The following is an 18,257-nucleotide window of genomic DNA, read 5'->3' as shown; positions in this document are numbered from 1 at the left end:
GTTCGCCGAAAGAAATGCTCACACCCCGCGAAGCAAAGGCCTATCTAGGGGTCATCAGGAAACACCCTCTCCCCCCGATTTCCTGAAGAACAAGAGCATAAAAGGAAAAGACAATGACTTATGATTACCGACTGCGCTCCGCCGTTGCCGCCGTTTTTGCGACGGCTTCGACCTTCCTCTTCGCGCTCACGACCATATCCGGGCAAGCCGGGCTGGTCGGGGCACTGTAAGGAATGACGCAAAAGCTCCTTTCCTCTCCCCAAGGAAAAAGATGAGCCCGGTGCAAGCACACCGGGCTCTTTCTTTGCGTGCCGGCTCTTGTTCCGGGCGCTACCCAGCCTCCGGCGCGCATTTTACACTCCTCACCGCAGGTAAACGCGCTTGCCTATCGTCTTAATTTGACTTTAACCCTGTCCCGTTACTAACCGTTCGGCATCTTGGCCTGACCAACTTACACACGGGGGAACAGGGGTCTTAGTGTTCGGCATGAAGGAATCTGGTTTTGCCGTTGCCGGCAGCAGCGGTGAAGTGGTGATTGCCGACGCGATGGTACAGCCCTTGCGCAGCGCCCCGCTGCCCGATTGGCGGCAGAAACTTTCCGAAATCGACTGGGTGCCCGATCTGGGCGAGGATATCGGCTCTCCACGCTGGTTCCGCGGGCTGGCAACGCTGACGCTGCTGACCGTCGGCGCGCTCTCGCTCCTCCCCGATTTCGCCCCCGTTTATGGCGCGCAATCCCCGATGCCCGCGGGCACGCAATTGGAAGAAGTGCGTGCGCAGATGATCATGCCGATCGCCTATGGCAGCGATACCGGCCGCCGCATGGCCGCGAATGATAGCGTCCGCGCGCTCGCCGCCAGCCCCGAACGCCCGCGCATTGAACTTACCGCCACGCTCGGCCGGGGGGATAGTTTTGCCCGCGTGCTGCAACGCGCCGGCGTCGGAAGCGGCGATGTTGACCGCGTTCTCGGCCTTGTCAGCGGCGCGACCCGCCTGACCGATATCGAACCCGGCACCACACTCGAAATCGTGCTCGGCCGCCGCACTTCCAAAAATGCCGCCCGCCCGCTCGAAAGCCTCGATTTCCGCGCGCGCTTTGACCTGCGCCTCGCCGTCAACCGCACCGAAAGCGGCGCACTCTCGCTCGACCGGCAGCAAATCATGGTCGACACCACCCCGCTGCGCATCCGCGGCGTTGTCGGCCAAAGCCTCTACCGTTCGGCACGCGCCGCCGGTGCCCCGGCCGAAGCGGTGCAGAATTTCCTCAAAGTCATCGCCAGCCGCACCTCGCTCAGCAGCCTGGCCGCGACCGACGAGTTTGACCTGATTGTCGATTACAAGCGCGCCGCAACCGGCGAGGTATTGGTCGGCGACCTGATGTTTGCCGGCATTGATCGCGGCGGAAAGCCGCGCATCCAGATGCTGAAATGGAACAGCGGCGATAGCAGCCAGTGGTTCGAAGCCTCGGGCGTCGGGGAATCGCGCGGGCAATTGAGCCGACCGGTCAATGGCTCGATCAGTTCGGGCTTTGGCATGCGTCGTCACCCGATCCTTGGCTATAAGCGCATGCACGCCGGCCTCGATTTCAAGGCGGGCTATGGCGCGCCGATCTTTGCCGCGACCAACGGCGTGGTCGCCTATGCCGGTCGCAAGGGCGGCTATGGCAATTTCGTGCAGATCAACCATGGCGGCGGCATCGCCACAGGCTATGCGCATATGAGCCGCATAGCGGCATCGCCGGGCCAGCGCGTGCGGCAGGGGCAGATCATCGGCTATGTCGGCTCGACCGGCCTGTCGACCGGCCCGCACCTCCATTATGAGCTCTATCGCGACGGTCGCCCGATCAACCCGCTGTCGATCACCTTTACCCAGCGCGCCCAACTTTCGGGCGGCGATCTTTCGCGCTTCAAGGGCGAATTGGCGCGGTTGAAAGCCGTGAAACCGGGCGCCGCCCTTGCGCCCTTGCCCGCGTCGGCCCGTCGCAACGAAGAACCCCAGCGCGAGATTGACCGGATCTCGGCGGTGAAAATCGGGTCAAGCAAGCCCGCCGGTTAAGCCGTTGAGCGAAACGGCTTCGTCGTCTAAGCACCCTGCATGACGAACCCAAGCTATCCCAACACCCGCCTGCGCCGCAGCCGCGCCACGCCATGGAGCCGCGCGATGGTGCGCGAGACGGTGCTGACCCCCGCCGACCTGATTTGGCCATTGTTCATCACCGAGGGTGAGGCCGTTGAGGAACCGATTGCTTCGCTGCCCGGCGTTTCGCGCTGGTCGGTCGACCAGATCGTCGTGCGCGCGAAGGAAGCGATCGAGCTTGGCATTCCGTGCATCGCTTTGTTCCCCAATACCCAGCCCGACCGGCGCAGCGATGATGGCTCAGAGGCGCTCAACCCCGACAATCTGATGTGCCGCGCCATCCGCGCGATCAAGGCTGCGCATGGCGATGCAATCGGCATCCTCACCGATGTCGCGCTCGATCCCTATACCAGCCACGGGCAGGATGGGCTGATTGACGATAATGGTTATGTCCTAAACGACGACACCGTCGGCGTGCTTGTCGACCAGGCAGTCAACCAGGCACGAGCCGGAGCGGATATCATCGCGCCCAGCGACATGATGGACGGCCGCATCGGCGCGATCCGCCGCGCACTCGAAATGGACGGGCATGTCAACGTCCAGATCATGAGCTATGCCGCCAAATATGCGAGCGCCTTTTACGGCCCGTTCCGCGACGCGGTCGGCTCGCGCGGGCTGCTGAAAGGTGACAAGAAAAGTTACCAGATGGACCCGGCCAACAGCGATGAGGCCTTGCGAGAAGTCGCGATGGACATCGCCGAAGGTGCGGACAGCGTGATGGTAAAGCCGGGCCTGCCCTATCTCGACATCATCCGCCGGGTGAGGGATGGCTTTGACGTTCCGGTCTTTGCCTACCAGGTATCCGGCGAATATGCGATGATCGAAGCTGCCGCAGCGGCGGGCGCCGGAGACCGCGACGCCCTTGTCCTCGAAACCCTCACCGCCTTCAAACGCGCCGGCTGTTCCGGCGTCCTCACCTACCACGCGGCGCATGCGGCACGGTTGCTGAACGGATAGGCTCGCTTGATTCGGTTTCACGCAAAGACGCTAAGGCGCGACGTGGTCGCTTTTGCGCCGCAGGCCTTCAGCATCCAACCAACCTATGGGTTTGAGACGGACTGCGCTTCGCGCGGAGCCAACTCGCTCCGTGCTCTTTCTTCGCGCCTTTGCGTCTTTGCGTGAAACAATCATGCCTGAAATAGCTGCCGAAACCGCCCGCCTGATTATCCGCACCGAAGCCCCCGGCGATCTGGATCGCTGGATGGAGGTGATGAACACGCCTGCCGTGCGCAAGCATCTGGGCGGGGTGCAGGAAAGGCATGAGGTGGAGGCGGGATTTGCGCGCAAGGCGGCGGCCATTGCCAAGGATGGCTATGGCTTTTGGCACCTGCAAACCAAGGATGATGGCCTGCTTATCGGCCATTGCGGACTCGCCCCTATCGAGGTTGAGGCAGCCGGACCGGTGCTGAATGCCGGGCTGCAAATCGGCTGGAGCATCGCCGAGAGCCATTGGCGCAAAGGCTATGCGATGGAGGCGGCGCGCGCGGTGATCGACCTCGCCTTCAACCGCCACGGCCTAGACCTTCTCTATGCCCAGACCAGCGACGCCAATGAGGCATCGTGGCGGATGATGGAAAAGCTCGGCATGGAGCGGATGCGTAAGCTGGATTATGTCGACCCCGAATATCCGCCCGAGGAAAATCCGACGATCATCTATCGGTTGAAGCGCGACGATTGGCGCGCCCGCGAATAACCTTGTTCTATTGAAATCAGAAGATTAGGCTGCGCCACCGACAACGCCAAATGGGGGAGATTTGGATGTTGAGTGAAAAGCGCAGAACGTTGCTGGCATTGAACGGGGTGGGCCTGCTGTTCTCGGCGGTCGCCTCTGGCTGGATCTATTTCTTTTTCCTGCTTGGTGCAATCGATCTTTGGCCCATCGTGACCGATGTCCCTGTGTCGATACCCGGGGATCGACGCGCATGGAATATGGCGCATCTCGAAGGCATCACCAACGGCACGCTGTTCATCGCGATAGCCTTCGCCACGCGCTTTGTCCGGCTGAGCGCGCGCGGGCAAAGCTGGCTGTTCTGGTCCACCCTTGCCTTTGGCTGGTTCTTCACCCTGCCCGCGATTGCCAATGCGATTTTCGGCACGCGCGGGCTCGAATTTGGCGGCGGCCCCTTCCCCGGCGACGTGTTGATCAACAACCTGATTTTCCTCTCCGGCTGGCCCGCAGTCATCGGAGTCCATATCAGTTTCGGCCTACTTTTCTGGGGGATGTGGCAGCATTACCGGCATCTGGAGGACGGCGCGTGAACAGCGAGATCATCGTCCGGCGGATGCCCTTTGCCTTTTCAGAGCCGATTGCGCCGATCTGGAATCCGGCCCGCCCCGAATGGAGCCATATGGTCAATGGCGCATCGCTCGCCATGCCCTATCTGGAGCCGTTCCTGATCAAGACGGTGATGGAGGCGCTGCCCAAGATCGAAGATGCGCGGCTGAAGGCAGATGTTCACGCCTTTGTCGGGCAGGAAGGGCAGCATTTTCAGAACCACCGGCGCTATAACGAATTGCTGAAGCGCGATTATCCCGATCTGGCCGAGGTCGAGGAAGAGCTGAATTCGGATTACAAGCGCTTCCAGACGAAAAGCCTGCGTTGGCGGCTGGCTTACACCGCCGGGTTCGAAACAATGACAATGGGCATCACCGAATGGCTGATCGCCGCGCGCGGGATGCTGTTTACCGGCGCCGATCCGTCGGTCACCTCGCTGGTCCTGTGGCACATGGTGGAGGAGACCGAGCACAAGAATGTCGCCTTTGATCTGTATCAGGATCGTTATGGCGATTTCTGGCCGCGGGTGTGGGGCGTGATCTTCGCCACCGCGCATGTCGCCTGGGCGAGCCGGAAGGCCTATAAGCGGATGCTCATGCGCGATGGCAGTTGGACCAAACTGTCGAGCCGATTGCGGCTATATGCGATGGTCGCCCGATTCCTGATCCACACCTCTCCCGCGATGCTGCGCTCGTTGCTGCCCTATTACCACCCGGCCAAGGTGCGCGATCCCGATTGGGTCGCCAAATGGGCCAATGCCTATGCCGCACTGCCCGAAGGCGCGATACCGTTGCTCGATACGAGCACTCCGGAGATACCGGCACGGTTTGCGGGATGAGCGCGCGCAGCCACTAGCCCATTGTAGTGATTGCGATTACACCGCCCCCATGTCCGAATTCCGCATCGAAACCCTGCGCCTCATCCTGCGCCAATGGCGCGAGGAGGATATTGATCCGTTCCATGGCATCTGTTCCGACCCCGTCGTCATGGAAACACTCGGGCCGTTGATGAGCCGCGATGAAGTCGCGGCGTTGGTGGCGCGGATGTACCGGATGCAGGAGGAGGAAGGCTATTGCTTCTGGGCGATGGAGCGCAAGGAGGATGCGCAGCTTATCGGCTGGTGCGGGATCATTCGCGGGCGGCCGGGCACCTCGATCGAAGGCAAGCCCGAGGCGGGTTGGCGGATGACGCCTTCGGCATGGGGCAAGGGCTATGTCACCGAAGCGGCGATTGCATCGGTGCAATGGGCATTCGACAATTTGCCCGACGATGCCGTCTGGGCGATTACCAACACCGATAACCACCGCAGCCGTGCGGTGATGGAGCGGATCGGCATGGTCTATGATCCCGTACTTGATTTCGATCATCCGCAGGTTCCCGCCGACAGCCCCTTGCTAAGGCACGTCACCTATCGCATTGGTCGAGACATATGGGTGAGGAATCGGGCGAACGGATGAGCGATACAACAGGCGGCGGCATATTGCGCGGGCGAGGCCTGTTCGTCCTCACCATTTTCACCGGCAGCTTCCTGCTCTTCCTTGTCCAGCCGATGGTCGCGCGCATGGCTCTGCCAAAGCTGGGCGGCGCACCGGCGGTGTGGAACAGTGCGATGCTCGTCTACCAGGCGCTGCTGCTCGCGGGCTATGCCTATGCGCACTGGCTCTCGCGAGAGGCACCCAAGCGGCAGGCGGGGGTGCATCTGGCACTGCTGCTGATTGCCGCGCTGTGGCTGCCCATCGGGCTCGCGAGTTTTGCGATACCGTCTGACGGTTCGCCGATATTCTGGGTGCCATGGCTGCTGCTGGCGTCGATAGGCCCGCTCTTCTTCGCGGTCGCGGCGCAAGCGCCGCTGATGCAGCGCTGGTTCGGCCTCGCAGGCAATGCGGGGGAGCCTTATGCGCTCTACGCCGCCTCCAACTTGGGCAGCTTTGGCGGGCTGATCGCCTATCCGCTGCTCGTTGAGCCCAACCTGCCGACCACCGCGCAGACCTGGATGTGGAGCGGGCTTTACGCTGCGCTCTTCCTGCTCGTGCTGGTTTGCGCACGCGCGATCTGGGCGGGCCGCAACGCAGAGGCATCTGCGGATGCAGCAGCCGAAAGCGCAGCCCCGATCACTTGGCGGCAGCGGCTCTACTGGATCGCATTGTCGGCGGTGCCTTCGGGGCTGATGCTTTCGACCACCTCGCACCTCACCACCGACCTGATGGCGATGCCGTTGATCTGGGTGATCCCGCTCGGGCTCTACCTCCTCAGCTTTTCGGTCGCGTTTGCCGACAACCGCTTCCTCGCCAATGTCATCAGCCAGATTGCGCCCGCGGTGCTGATCCTCGGCGGGGCTTCGGTGTTCATGATCTGGGGCAAGGCCGCCTATGCCGGGCTGGGCGTCAGTATCGGCCTGCTGTTTGTGATCGCGGTGGCGCTGCACGCCGAAATGTACCGTACGAGGCCTGATGCTTCGCGCCTGACCGAATTCTACCTGATGATGTCGGTCGGCGGAGTGATTGGCGGCTTTTTCTGCGCGATTGTTGCGCCCCTGCTGTTCAACTGGACGTGGGAACATCCGATCCTGCTCGTTGCTGCGGCGCTGCTGCTGCCACAATTGCGCCTCTTCTCGCTGGGTGAGGAGGATACGTTCGGCAAGTCAGGGTGGACTGCGGCCACGCTGATCCTCGCGCTGTTTGCGCTGGGGATTGGCTATTATCTCGGCAGCGACATCTCACTCGATGGTACTCACACGCACACCGCGCTGGTGGCCATCATCCTGATCACCGGCCTGATCGTCACCGGGCGGCGTATTGCCTTTGCGCTGGTTCTGATCGCAGCGATGATTGGCAATGGCGGCTGGGCCAATGTCGAATTGAGCGCCGATGGATCGCGGGTGCGCAGCTATTTCGGCACCTATACGATCAACCAGACCAGCGACGGCAGCGTGCGCTGGCTGAGCCATGGCACCACGATGCACGGGATGCAGTTGCTCGACAATCCGACGTTGCCGATCAGCTATTATGGCGCCAATTCAGGCGTCGGCATCGCATCGCGCCGCGCCGAAGAGTTGTTCGGCCCCAAGGCGACGATCGGCGTCGTTGGCCTCGGCACAGGTACCCTCGCCTGTTACAAAAAGCCGGGGCAAGACTGGCATTTCTTCGAAATCGACCCGCTCATGGTCGAAATCGCGCGCGAGCGGAAGATATTCAGCTTCCTCGAAAAATGTGCGCCCGACACCCAAATGCACCTCGGCGATGCGCGGCTGACGCTGGCCGAACAACCCGCCGGCACATTTGACCTGCTGGCGATCGATGCCTTTTCATCGGATTCGATCCCGCTGCACCTGCTGACCAAAGAGGCCTTCGCTGTCTATCGCCGCGCGCTGAAGCCCGATGGCATCCTGCTCGTCCACATCTCCAACCGCTATATCGACCTTAATCCTGTGGTTGCGGCGGAGGCAACGGCGGGCAATTGGTCGGCAGCATTGCGGCTCGACAGCCCGCCACAGGCCGTGGTCAATCAGGGCATGCGCCCCTCGCAATGGATCGCGATGAGCCCCGATGCGGGCAAGCTCGCCCAGTTGACCGGCATGGTCTATGACCGGCGCCCGGCCTATTATTATCCCGACCGCTGGATAAAGCTGAAGCCGCCACGCGCGGACGACCGCTGGACCGACGATTATGCCTCTGTCCTTCCCTATGTCTCTTTCTGGAAGATTATAAGATGACCAACCGCCCTGACGTCTCGATCATCCCCATCCACGGCAAGACGCCGCAAATCCACGAAAACGCGTTCATCGCACCCGGTTGCCGGATCATCGGCGACGTCACCATCGGGCCGGAGGCGAGCATCTGGTACAATTGCGTGCTGCGCGCCGATGTAAGCCGGATCGTTATCGGTGCGCGCACCAACATCCAGGATGGCAGCGTCGTCCATTGCGATGGCCCAAAGCCCGGCGCGCCCGAATGCCCAACCATCATCGGCGACGATGTGCTGATCGGCCATATGGCGATGGTCCATGGCTGCACGATCAAGGACCGCGGCTTCATCGGCCTCGGCGCGATCATCATGAATGGCTGCGTGGTCGAAGAAGACGGCATGCTCGGTGCGGGCGCACTGCTGTCCGAAGGCAAGACCATCGGCCCGAAGGAACTATGGGTCGGCCGCCCGGCAAAGCTGATCCGCGAACTCCCCGAACCTGCCCTCATCGGCATGCGAATGGGCGTCGCGCACTATGTCGAAAACGGCAAAGCCCACGCCAAGGCGGTGGCGGAACTCAAATAGTTTCACGCAAAGACGCAAAGGCGCGAAGGAGGCAGCTTGGATATCGAAGAACTGGCTGCAATCACCGTCGATTGCGGATTTCACATTCATAAAGAAATCGGGCCCGGACTGCTCGAGTCTGCTTATGAAATTGTACTTGCTGACAGCCTCGCTGCGCGAGGCATTAAGGTTGATCGGCAAAGGCCGATCGACATCGTTTTTCAAGGTCGAACGCTAACAGATTGCTTTCGCGTCGATCTGTTGATCGAAGACTGTCTGATCGTTGAATTGAAATCGATCGAGAGGTTAGCACCTGTTCATAGCAAACAGGTGCTAACCTATCTTCGATTGATGAAGCTACCGCTTGGCCTTCTGATCAACTTTGGCGGCGCAACCTTCAAGGAAGGTATCAAACGGATTTCAAACGGGCACAACCTCTTGGCGCCTTAGCGTCTTTGCGTGAACCCGATCTAAACCAGCTCTAGAACTTTACCCGCACGGTTACGCGGCCGTTGATGGGGGCGCCTGGCGTGATGTTGTTGTTGTTGTGCGCGTCGGCGAAGTAATCGGTGTCGAACAGGTTTTCGACATTGGCCTGCAGTTGTACTTTTTCACTGACATCGAGGAACAGCGCGGCGTCGACGCGGGTGAAGCTGGGCAGCTTGGTCGTCGTCGCGCTGGTGCGGATGGCGGCGAACTGGCTTGACTGGTGGATCACGCCGAGGCCCAGCCCCAAAGCGTCGCTGACATCATAGCGGTTCCACAGGCTGAACTGGTGCTTGGGCAGTTGCCCCAGGCGCACATTTTCATTTCCGCGCAGTGTGCCATCCTGCCAGGTATAGCCTGCGCTCATTTGCCAATCGGGCAGCACGCGACCGGTCACGGCAAGTTCGAGGCCCTTGGTGCGCGTCTCTCCGACATTGATGCTTGTCAGCGGGTTAGCCGGATCGGGTGTGGTCGCGTTGGCGCGATCAAGCTGGAACAAGGCAGCGGTGACGTTCAGGTCTGGCCGGATATCCCATTTTGCACCCAGTTCGTAATTGGTGAACTTTTCAGGCGCGAGATTTTCCTGCGTGGTGGTGAGTGAGATGAACTGATCGCCCGAACGCGGCAGGAAGGACCGGCTGAAGCTCGAATAGATCGAGATGTTTTCCTGCGGCTTCCAGATCAGGCCAAAACGCGGGGAGATCTTGTCGTCGCTGCGACCGAAGGGGCGGTCGACGGCGGGGATGAAGTCGATGCCATCGATCTGGAAATGATCGTACCGCAGGCCGATGACGATGTCGAAATGTTCACCAATTCCGATCTGGTCCTGCACATAGGCCGAGACAAATTCGACGTCGGAGACAGTGTTGCGCGACGGCGTTGTGAAGGTGACGGTCGGATAGACCGGATTGTTGAGGTTGAACGTGGTGCCTGGGCTGAATGTGCGGTTGAAACGCATGTTGCGCGTTTTCTGGTCACCATATTCGACACCGAACAGCAGCTTGTGATCCAGCGCACCGGTTTCGACATCCCAGATGAGGTTGGCCTGCCCGATCAGGTTTTCACGCTTGGTCGGATCCGAATAGGCATCGAGCGTTACCGTGTTCGAAGCGGACACCGCGCTATTGGCGTACACATTGACGTAGAGTTTGTCATAATCGCCATAGAGCAAGGTGCTGGTGAATTTGAGGTTGTCAGCCAACTGGCCATCTAGACGCAGCTTTGCGATATGCGCCTCCAGCGTGGTGCGGTTTACGCCCGGAACGCCGAAGAACAGCCTGTCATAACCGCGCACCGGTGTGTTGGGCTGGCCCGCAGAAGTGGCGATGGAGGGCACGCCGCGGTCGGGCACGCGATCATCATTTGCATATTCGTAAGAGAGGCCGAGCTTCCAATCCTCGCTGAGGTCAACGGCAAGATAAGGGTTCCAGGCATAGCGTTCGCCATCAACAAAGCGGCGGTCGCTTTCCATTTTCTCATAGGTTGCGTTGATCCGTACGGCTGCCTTGTCGCCCAGCGGGGCGTTGAGATCGGCCGAAAGGTCCCAGCCGCCAAAGCTGGTGATGCTGGCGCGGGCCGCGCCAAAGCTTTCGTCGGCCACAGGGGTTTTCTGCACGCGGTTGATGATGCCGCCGCCGCCGCCGCGGCCGAAGATCAACGCATAGGGGCCTTTGAGGACCTCGACACGCTCCACATTATAAAGCCCGCGATAATATTGCACGTCGTCGCGCACGCCATCGAGGAAGAAGTCTGCGGTGGTGTTTTGCCCGCGCAGCGTGATCTGGTCACGATTGCCCTCGCCCTGCCCCACGGTGGTGCCGGGTACATAACGCAGCACTTCGCCGAGGCTATATTGCGCCTGATCGTCAAGCTGTTCGCGGGTGACGACATGGATAGTCTGCGGAACGTCAAGAATAGGAGTGTCGGTCTTGGTCGCGGTGACGATATCCTGTGCCACATAGCCACTGCTCGAACCCGTCACGATGATCGTGCGGCATTCCTCGCACTGATCACCCGCCATTTCGACATATTCACCGGCATATGCCGGCGTTGCCAGCATCGCAGCCAAGCTTAATCCCGAAACTCCAACAAAACGCAACATTCGCAAATCCCTTTTTGAGAACGATTCTCAATCCCCGAACGCGTCCCTATTGAGAATCGTTATCATGTGCAATTGCAAAAACGACATGCCGTTGAACTTTTTTCGAATGCCGATAGGAAGGACGGAAACCCCTCGCCAATGCGGGAGGGAGCGAATGAAAGGAGTAGGGTCGTGAAAGCTACTATCTGGCACAACCCCGATTGCGGCACTTCGCGCAAGACGCTGGCGATCCTGCAGGAAACGCCGGGCATCGACCTGACCGTGATCGAATATAAGAAGGTGCCGTTCGAACGGGCAAAGCTGGTGCAGCTTTTTCGCGATGCCGGGCTTTCGCCGCGCGAGGCGCTGCGCACCCGCGGATCACCGGCAGAGGAACTGGGCTTGATCGACGGTGCCGATGGCGATCGCATCCTCGATGAAATGACAAAGAACAGTATTTTGGTCGAACGTCCGTTCGTCGAAACCGAAAAGGGCGTGCGCCTGTGCCGCCCGCAGGAAAAGGTGCACGAGATATTGTAAGCCGTCAGGCGTCGGCATCAGGGGGAGAGAACGATGCGCAAATTCTTCAAATGGAGGGCGATTGTGCTGTTGGTGTTGATCGCAGCCTTGCTGGGTTGGGGTTATGCGCCCGATATTCCAGCAAAGGAACTACGCGCCAAATATGCCAATGCCGAATCCGAATTTGTCGATCTGGGCGATGGTCTGACCGTCCATCTGCGCGACGAAGGACCGAAGGATGCCCCTGCCCTGATCCTGCTGCATGGTTCCAACGCCTCGCTCCACACCTGGCAACAATGGGTTGACCGGTTGGGCAAGGATTATCGCATCATCCGCTATGACCAGCCGGGTCACGGCCTGACTGGCCCGCATCCCAAGGATGATTATACCGCTGCCGGCTTTGTCGATGTGGTGGACAGGGTGGCGAAGAACCGCGGCCTCACCCAATTCTATCTTGGCGGCAACAGCATGGGCGGCTGGGTAACGCACGAATATGCCAAGGCGCATCCGGAAAAGCTGCTTGGCATCATATTGGTCGATGCGGCGGGTGCGCCCGATTCCCGCCCCAAATCAACCCCCATAGGTTTCCGCATTGCGCGGCTGCCCGGCGTCAACCGGCTGGCGCAAATCGTCACCCCGCGCGGCATGATCGAAACCTCGCTGAAACAGAGCGTCAGCAACCAGGCGATCGTCACCGATGCCGAGGTTGACGAATATTGGGAATTGCTGCGCCATCCCGGCAATCGCGAAGCGACCGGCAAACGCTTTGCCCTTTATGGCAGCCGCAACACGGCCAGCCCGGTGCCCGAGCCAACACGCAAACTGCCCGCGCTGATCATCTGGGGAGAGGAAGACAAATTGATTCCCGTCAGCGCCGCCAAATGGTTCGCGTCGACCTATAGCGGCAGCACCAGCCAGATTTACAAAGGCATCGGTCACATCCCGATGGAGGAGAGCCCCGATCGCAGCGCAGCCGATGTTCGCGCTTGGCTGGTCAGCCAGCAGGCCGCGCCCGCCAACTGATCAGGCTACGCTGCGGCTGGGTACCGATGCCTGGAACAATGCGCAGGCATCTAGGAAGGCCATGGGGCGACCGAAATAATAGCCCTGGATCTTGTCGCAGCCAAATTGCTGGATCATCGCCAGTTCATTCTCATTCTCGACCCCTTCGGCGGTGGTCGCGATGTCGAGCGCGTCGGCCATCGCCACGACCGCACGGATGATCGCGATGCATTCGGCCTTGCCCTTGGCGGCACCGATCACAAAGCTGCGATCGACCTTGATGGTGTCGAAACGAATATTGCTGAGATAACCGAGCGAGGAATAGCCGGTGCCGAAATCGTCGAGCGACAGCTTGATGCCCAGCTTGCGCAAGCGATCGAGCACCTGCACCGCAAGCCCGCCATCGCGCACGAAAATGCTTTCGGTCACTTCCAGTTCCAGCCGCCATGCCGGCAAGCCGGTATCGTGCAGCGCCTGCACCACCGATTCAACAAAGCCCTGGCTGGTGAGCTGGTCCACCGAGACATTGACCGCAACCTTGATGCCTTCGGGCCATTTCATCGCATCGGCGCAGGCCTGGCGCAGCACCCAGTTGCCAATCGGCACGATCAGCCGGGCATCCTCTGCCACAGGGATGAATTTGGCCGGCGAAACCATCCCGAATTTGGGGTTGTTCCAGCGCAGCAGCGCTTCGAACCCGGCGATGGCATGTTCGCCATTAGCATCAACCACCGGCTGATATTCGAGATAGAACTGGTTGCTATCCAGCGCATTGCGCAGTTCGAATTCGAGCACGCGGCGCTCTTCGGCGTTCGCGTGCAGCTTGTGCTGGTAGCTGTGATGGACGTTGCCGCCATCTTCCTTTGAACGGTAAAGCGCGAGATCAGCGCTGCGCATCAGCAGTTCGACGGTTCGACCGTCCACCGGCCCAATCGCGCTGCCGACACTGGCGCCGATATAGAGCGTGTTCTGGTCGACCTCATAGGGTTTGGACAGCGTTTCGATGATGTTGCGCGCGACGCCCGCGACATAATTGGCATCGGCGGCATCCTTGAGCACGACGGCGAATTCGTCACCGCCCAATCGGCCGCACAATTCGTTTTCCGACATGATCATCTTCAGCCGCTTTGCCACCTGCGCAAGCAGGCGGTCGCCGACCGGATGGCCGAGCGTATCGTTGACCGCCTTGAAGCGATCAAGGTCGATCATCATGAAGCCGCAGCGGCGGCGCCATTGATCGGCATCCGCCAGCGCCTGGCCCAGCGCCTCGGTCAGTTGCAACCGGTTTGGAAGTCCGGTGAGCGTATCGAAGCGCGCGAGATGCGAGATTTTCTCTGCCGACTCGCGCTGTTCGGTGACGTCAGAACCGACGCCGCGGAAACCCAGGAAGGCGCCATTTTCGGACTGGCGCGGCGATGCCGACAATTCCCACCAGTGGCGCTTGCCCCGGATCGTCACCGGTACAATCAGGTTCGAGAAGGATTCGCGGCGCTTCAGCCGCTCGGCAAGCTCATGCAATTCTTCGGGATAACGCCCGGTTTCCCAAGCATCGCCGGCAATCAGTTTGAGCAGCGGCTGCCCCTCTATCGCCTTTGGATCGGATTCGAGCGCATAGGCAAAGCGCGGGCTGGTGTGCGTCACGCAGCGCGCGGTATCGGTCTGCCACAGCCAGTCGGCGCCGCTATCCTCGAATTCGCGCAGCAGCAGGCTGACGGTTTCGGATTTTTCATGGAGCACATTGCTCGCCAGTTCGTACAGCACCTGCGCCTTGGCGCTGCGCAATACGCCGAAGATCATCAGCGTGCCCAAAGCGGCATTGGCAAGCGCGAGATAATATTCGCCGTGGTAGACCCAGCCGGCAAATCCGCCGAGCGATGCCAATGAGATGAATGCCGTCGCCGCAATCGGCAGGCTGGGCATGATCATCGAGGCATAGACCATCATCGCCAGCGTAACCGACCAGATACCGAGCCATTGCGGCATCGCGCCGAACGAGCCGAGGAACGGCAAGGCCGAGCCCCAGATGACCCCGCTGATCGCCGAATCCCTGCCCATATCTAGGAATTCCCTGCGCGTGGCGCGGCGTTTTTCGGAAATTTCCTTGCTGCGCAGCACCGTGAACCACAGGATATTGAAGCCCAGCAGCATGGCGATCCAACCGCTGATGGCCCAAATTGGCGCCGAGCCAAAGCTGATTGCGGCAATCATCATCGCGCAGAACAGGTTTGTGGCTAGCTGGACCGTGCTGCGATCGCGGATCGAGCGGGCCTGGATTTCCTCCAGTTGCACAGCTTCCATCCCGCCTGGCGAGGCAAAGCCCAAAAGCGCCATGGCAGAGATGTCGCGCGGCAGGTCGGTTCTTGAATCTGGCTTTGTCACGCCCCCGGCATAACGGCAGAAACTTACCGAAAAGTAAGCATCGCCGTCAGCTGTTCAAAAAGTGCAATCGCCTCAGGCGGCGATGGCGTAAGGCTGGATCTCACCCGAAAGGTAAAGATTGCGCGCCTTGGCCCGGCTGAGCTTGCCCGAGCTGGTGCGCGGCAAGGTGCGCGGCGGGACCAGTTCGACAACGCAATTCATGCCAGTCACCGAACGGACCTTGTCCTTGATCTGCTCGCGCAATTTGGCGCGCTCGGCTTCGTCCGAAGTGCGACACTGCACGAGCACGGCAGGGGTTTCTTCGCCGCCATTGGTGACCGCAAAAGCGGCGATGTCGCCCGCCTTGAAACCCGGCAATTGCTCAACCGCCCATTCGATATCCTGCGGCCAATAATTCTTGCCGTTGATGATGATCATGTCCTTGGCACGGCCAACTATGTATATGTATCCATTGGACATATATCCCATGTCGCCGGTGTCGAGCCAGCCATCCGCCATGCAGGCCTCGGTCGATTCCGGATCGCGGAAATAGCCGACCATCAGCGACGGGCCGGTGCACCACACCTTGCCGATGACGCGATCGGGCAGGATATTGCCATTCTCGTCGCGCACTTCGATTGCCATGTCCTTCACGGCCTTGCCGCAATTGACGATGGCGCGATAGCGTGTCGGGCGGTCGGGCGATCCGGGCACGCCGGTAAGCTCGCTTTCCTCAACCAGCTCAACCTGGATACCCTCACCCGGCGGCATGATCGAAACCGCCAGCGTCGCTTCGGCCAGGCCATAGCTGGGCAGGAACGAACTGGCCTTGAAGCCGGCATCGCCAAAGGCATCGACAAAAGCCTGCATCACATCGGGGCGGATCATGTCGGCCCCATTGCCGGCGAGTCGCCAATGGTCGAACTTGAAACGCTCCGAAACCTGGCTCTGGCTCGAAATGCGGCGGGCGCAGATATCGTAACCAAAGGTCGGCGAATAGCTGATCACCGTGCCCTCGGCGCGGCTGATCATGTCGAGCCACGCCAGCGGACGACGGGCGAAATCCTCGGTCTTCATGTAATCGGTCGATACCTGGTTGGCGACGACCGAGAGGAAGCAACCAACGAGGCCCATGTCATGATACCAGGGCAACCAGGAGACGCAGCGATCGGTCGGCTCAAGCCGCATCCCGTGGCTGTGCGCTGACAGGTTGTTGAGCAGCGCCTTGTGCGTCACGGCAACGCCGTGCGGGAAGCGGGTCGATCCGCTCGAATATTGCAGGTAGCAAATCTCGTCAGTGGTCGCCTGCGGCAGATCGGTCTTGAGCGCGATGCGATCGTTGAATTCAGCCCAGTCGATACCCTCGACATTGCAGCGCTTCGCCGCTTCGCCGGCCATTTCCGAAAGTTCGGGCGGGAAGAACAGGATGGAGGGATCACTGCTGTTCAGTTGGACCATGATCTGGTCGATATAGCTTTCCTTACCGCCAAAGCTGGTTGGCAGCGGCAGTGGAACCGGCCAGGCGCCAGCATAGACACAGCCAAAAAACAGCGCGGCAAATTCAGGGCCGGTTTCAGCGATGATCGCGATCCGATCTTCCTTTTTCACGCCATGGCTGATCAGGCGATAGGCAACGTCGAGCGCATCGGTGCGCATCTCGCTGAACGGGTAAGGCCGCGCCAGTTCACCACGCATATCGTGGAAATTGAGGCCGCGTACACCGCGCGCTGCATAGTCCAGCGCTTCCCCCAGAGTTTCAAAGTCTGAAAACCGGCGCTCCAGCGTATCGCTGGAGGGCGTAGGTGTTAGACCGGTCATGTGCTTTCCCTTAAAATCTTGCGATCCCTAAGCCTGTCCTTTTACCCGCGCTTTGGAGTTCAAATTTCGACCCGACTGTGGCAACAATGCGGCGCAGTGACTGCTCCAAAAAGACACAAGGCTCCCAAGCCATTGAATCCGGTGAAGTTGCGCGACCTCGCGCTGCACTATGTCGGGCGCTATGCCACCAGCCGGAAGAAGCTATCCGACTATCTTGCCCGCAAGCTGCGCGAGCGCGGATGGGAGAGCGAAAAAACGCCGGATATCAACGCGCTGATCACCGATTTTGTGCGCCTTGGCTATATCGACGACGCTGCCTTTGCTGCAGCACGCGCCCGAACCCTTTCCGCACGCGGTTTGGGCAAAAGGCGAGTGCAAGAAGATTTGCGCGCCAAGGGCATTTCCGAAGATGATGCGCACGACGCACAGGAAGAAAGCGACGCGCAGAAATGGGAATCGGCTGAGCGCTTTGCCAAACGCAAACGCATAGGGCCTTATGCCACCGAACCCGCGTCGGAAGAGCAAAGGCGCAAGCAATTTGCCGCTTTCCTGCGTGCGGGGCATGATTTTGAACTGGCGCGCCGTTTCGTCAACGCTTCACCCGGGGAAGAAGTCGAGGCAGATTAGCAGCATGAACCGCCGATTCGTCCTTGCGGCGCTGCCGCTCTTGATCACCCTGACCGCTGCAACCCCGCCCAAAAAGGCGTCTGCACCTCCTGCCCCCTTGCCCGATCTGGTGAAGGTGGTGCTGACGACCGAATTGGGGCCAATCGAACTCGAGCTCGACGCAAAGCGGGCGCCAATCGCAACACGCAATTTCGTGCGCTATGTCGACCAGAAGCGGTTTGATGGCATTACATTCTACCGCGCAATGAAGCTCCCCTGGGGTGAGCAACCCAATGGCCTGATCCAGGCGGGCACCCGCGGTGACCAGCGCCGCGACCTGCCACCGATCGCGCATGAAACCACCGACCAGACGGGCATTTTGCACAAAGCGGGCTCGATCTCGATGGCGCGCTGGGCCCCAGGCACCGCAAAGGGCGACTTTTCCATCCTGCTTTCGGATATGCCCAGCCTTGATGCCGATCCCAAATCGACCGATCCCGAAACCCGCGCCGGCTATACCGCGTTCGGCCGCGTTTCCGCCGGGATGGAGGTCGTCCGCCAGATTTACGACGCCCCGATTTCGCCGACATTGGGCGAAGGTGCGATGAAAGGGCAGATGATCGCGAAACCGGTGAAGGTAATTACAGCACGGCGGGTGGTTGGGCCTTAGGCCAAAACAGGCCCTCCCCTAACCCCTCCCGCAGGCGGGAGGGGGATTTGCAGGATGCG

16 protein-coding genes are annotated in these 18,257 nt (G+C 60.4%); 13 read left to right on the top strand and 3 right to left on the bottom strand.

Annotated elements, in window-relative coordinates:
* The first annotated feature begins 486 nt into the window (after positions 1-486).
* From ACFSAG_RS01350 to ACFSAG_RS01310, 9 genes are all read left to right on the top strand, one after another.
* Complete coding sequence (locus ACFSAG_RS01350) at positions 487-2,055, top strand: M23 family metallopeptidase (protein ID WP_381510780.1); 1,569 nt, start codon at positions 487-489, stop codon at positions 2,053-2,055.
* A 39-nt stretch (positions 2,056-2,094) separates the two neighbouring features.
* Positions 2,095-3,093, top strand: coding sequence for a porphobilinogen synthase (hemB, locus tag ACFSAG_RS01345; protein ID WP_381510778.1), 999 nt, complete (start codon positions 2,095-2,097; stop codon positions 3,091-3,093).
* A gap of 172 nt (positions 3,094-3,265) precedes the next feature.
* Positions 3,266-3,829, top strand: coding sequence for a GNAT family N-acetyltransferase (locus ACFSAG_RS01340; RefSeq protein ID WP_381510776.1), 564 nt, complete (start codon positions 3,266-3,268; stop codon positions 3,827-3,829).
* Between the two features lie 65 nt (positions 3,830-3,894).
* Entirely contained in the window at positions 3,895-4,395 is a 501-nt protein-coding gene (locus ACFSAG_RS01335; protein WP_381510774.1) for a styrene oxide isomerase, read from the top strand.
* On the top strand, positions 4,392-5,249 hold the full coding sequence (locus tag ACFSAG_RS01330; protein ID WP_381510772.1) for a metal-dependent hydrolase: 858 nt from the start codon (positions 4,392-4,394) through the stop codon (positions 5,247-5,249). The genes ACFSAG_RS01335 and ACFSAG_RS01330 overlap by 4 nt, the downstream gene beginning before the upstream one ends.
* Positions 5,250-5,298: 49 nt before the next feature.
* A complete protein-coding gene (locus ACFSAG_RS01325; RefSeq protein WP_381510770.1) occupies positions 5,299-5,868 on the top strand; it encodes a GNAT family N-acetyltransferase in 570 nt (189 codons plus the stop codon).
* Complete coding sequence (locus ACFSAG_RS01320; protein WP_381510767.1) at positions 5,841-8,123, top strand: spermidine synthase; 2,283 nt, start codon at positions 5,841-5,843, stop codon at positions 8,121-8,123. Before ACFSAG_RS01325 ends, ACFSAG_RS01320 begins: the two co-directional genes overlap by 28 nt.
* On the top strand, positions 8,120-8,680 hold the full coding sequence (locus ACFSAG_RS01315) for a gamma carbonic anhydrase family protein (RefSeq protein WP_381510766.1): 561 nt from the start codon (positions 8,120-8,122) through the stop codon (positions 8,678-8,680). Before ACFSAG_RS01320 ends, ACFSAG_RS01315 begins: the two co-directional genes overlap by 4 nt.
* 36 nt (positions 8,681-8,716) lie before the next feature.
* Positions 8,717-9,109, top strand: a complete 393-nt coding sequence (locus ACFSAG_RS01310) for a GxxExxY protein (protein WP_381510764.1) — start codon at positions 8,717-8,719, stop codon at positions 9,107-9,109.
* A 31-nt stretch (positions 9,110-9,140) separates the two neighbouring features.
* Here the strand turns inward: ACFSAG_RS01310 and ACFSAG_RS01305 are convergent, their stop codons facing one another.
* Positions 9,141-11,246 (bottom strand): TonB-dependent receptor, encoded by a 2,106-nt coding sequence (locus ACFSAG_RS01305; protein WP_381510762.1) that lies wholly within the window; start codon positions 11,244-11,246, stop codon positions 9,141-9,143.
* A gap of 171 nt (positions 11,247-11,417) precedes the next feature.
* Here ACFSAG_RS01305 and ACFSAG_RS01300 point away from each other — a divergent pair, with 171 nt between their 5' ends.
* Together ACFSAG_RS01300 and ACFSAG_RS01295 are read left to right on the top strand one after the other, a co-directional pair.
* Positions 11,418-11,765, top strand: a complete 348-nt coding sequence (locus ACFSAG_RS01300; RefSeq protein ID WP_381510760.1) for an arsenate reductase family protein — start codon at positions 11,418-11,420, stop codon at positions 11,763-11,765.
* 33 nt (positions 11,766-11,798) lie between these two features.
* The gene (locus tag ACFSAG_RS01295; protein ID WP_381510758.1) at positions 11,799-12,767 is read left to right on the top strand and encodes an alpha/beta fold hydrolase; all 969 of its coding nucleotides are present in this window, start codon (positions 11,799-11,801) and stop codon (positions 12,765-12,767) included.
* Here ACFSAG_RS01295 and ACFSAG_RS01290 read toward each other — a convergent pair whose 3' ends face one another.
* Together ACFSAG_RS01290 and ACFSAG_RS01285 are read right to left on the bottom strand one after the other, a co-directional pair.
* The gene (locus tag ACFSAG_RS01290; protein ID WP_381510756.1) at positions 12,768-15,125 is read right to left on the bottom strand and encodes a putative bifunctional diguanylate cyclase/phosphodiesterase; all 2,358 of its coding nucleotides are present in this window, start codon (positions 15,123-15,125) and stop codon (positions 12,768-12,770) included. It lies immediately after the preceding gene.
* A gap of 72 nt (positions 15,126-15,197) precedes the next feature.
* Positions 15,198-16,922, bottom strand: a complete 1,725-nt coding sequence (locus tag ACFSAG_RS01285; protein ID WP_374614703.1) for a fatty acyl-AMP ligase — start codon at positions 16,920-16,922, stop codon at positions 15,198-15,200.
* Between the two features lie 96 nt (positions 16,923-17,018).
* Here ACFSAG_RS01285 and ACFSAG_RS01280 point away from each other — a divergent pair, with 96 nt between their 5' ends.
* Together ACFSAG_RS01280 and ACFSAG_RS01275 are read left to right on the top strand one after the other, a co-directional pair.
* Entirely contained in the window at positions 17,019-17,549 is a 531-nt protein-coding gene (locus tag ACFSAG_RS01280) for a regulatory protein RecX (protein WP_381510754.1), read from the top strand.
* Between the two features lie 4 nt (positions 17,550-17,553).
* A complete protein-coding gene (locus ACFSAG_RS01275; RefSeq protein WP_381510752.1) occupies positions 17,554-18,198 on the top strand; it encodes a peptidylprolyl isomerase in 645 nt (214 codons plus the stop codon).
* The last annotated feature ends 59 nt before the right edge of the window (positions 18,199-18,257 follow it).

The organism is Sphingorhabdus buctiana (assembly GCF_042680825.1).
GTDB lineage: Bacteria > Pseudomonadota > Alphaproteobacteria > Sphingomonadales > Sphingomonadaceae > Sphingorhabdus_B > Sphingorhabdus_B buctiana.
This window is presented reverse-complemented; position numbering and strand designations above follow the sequence as displayed.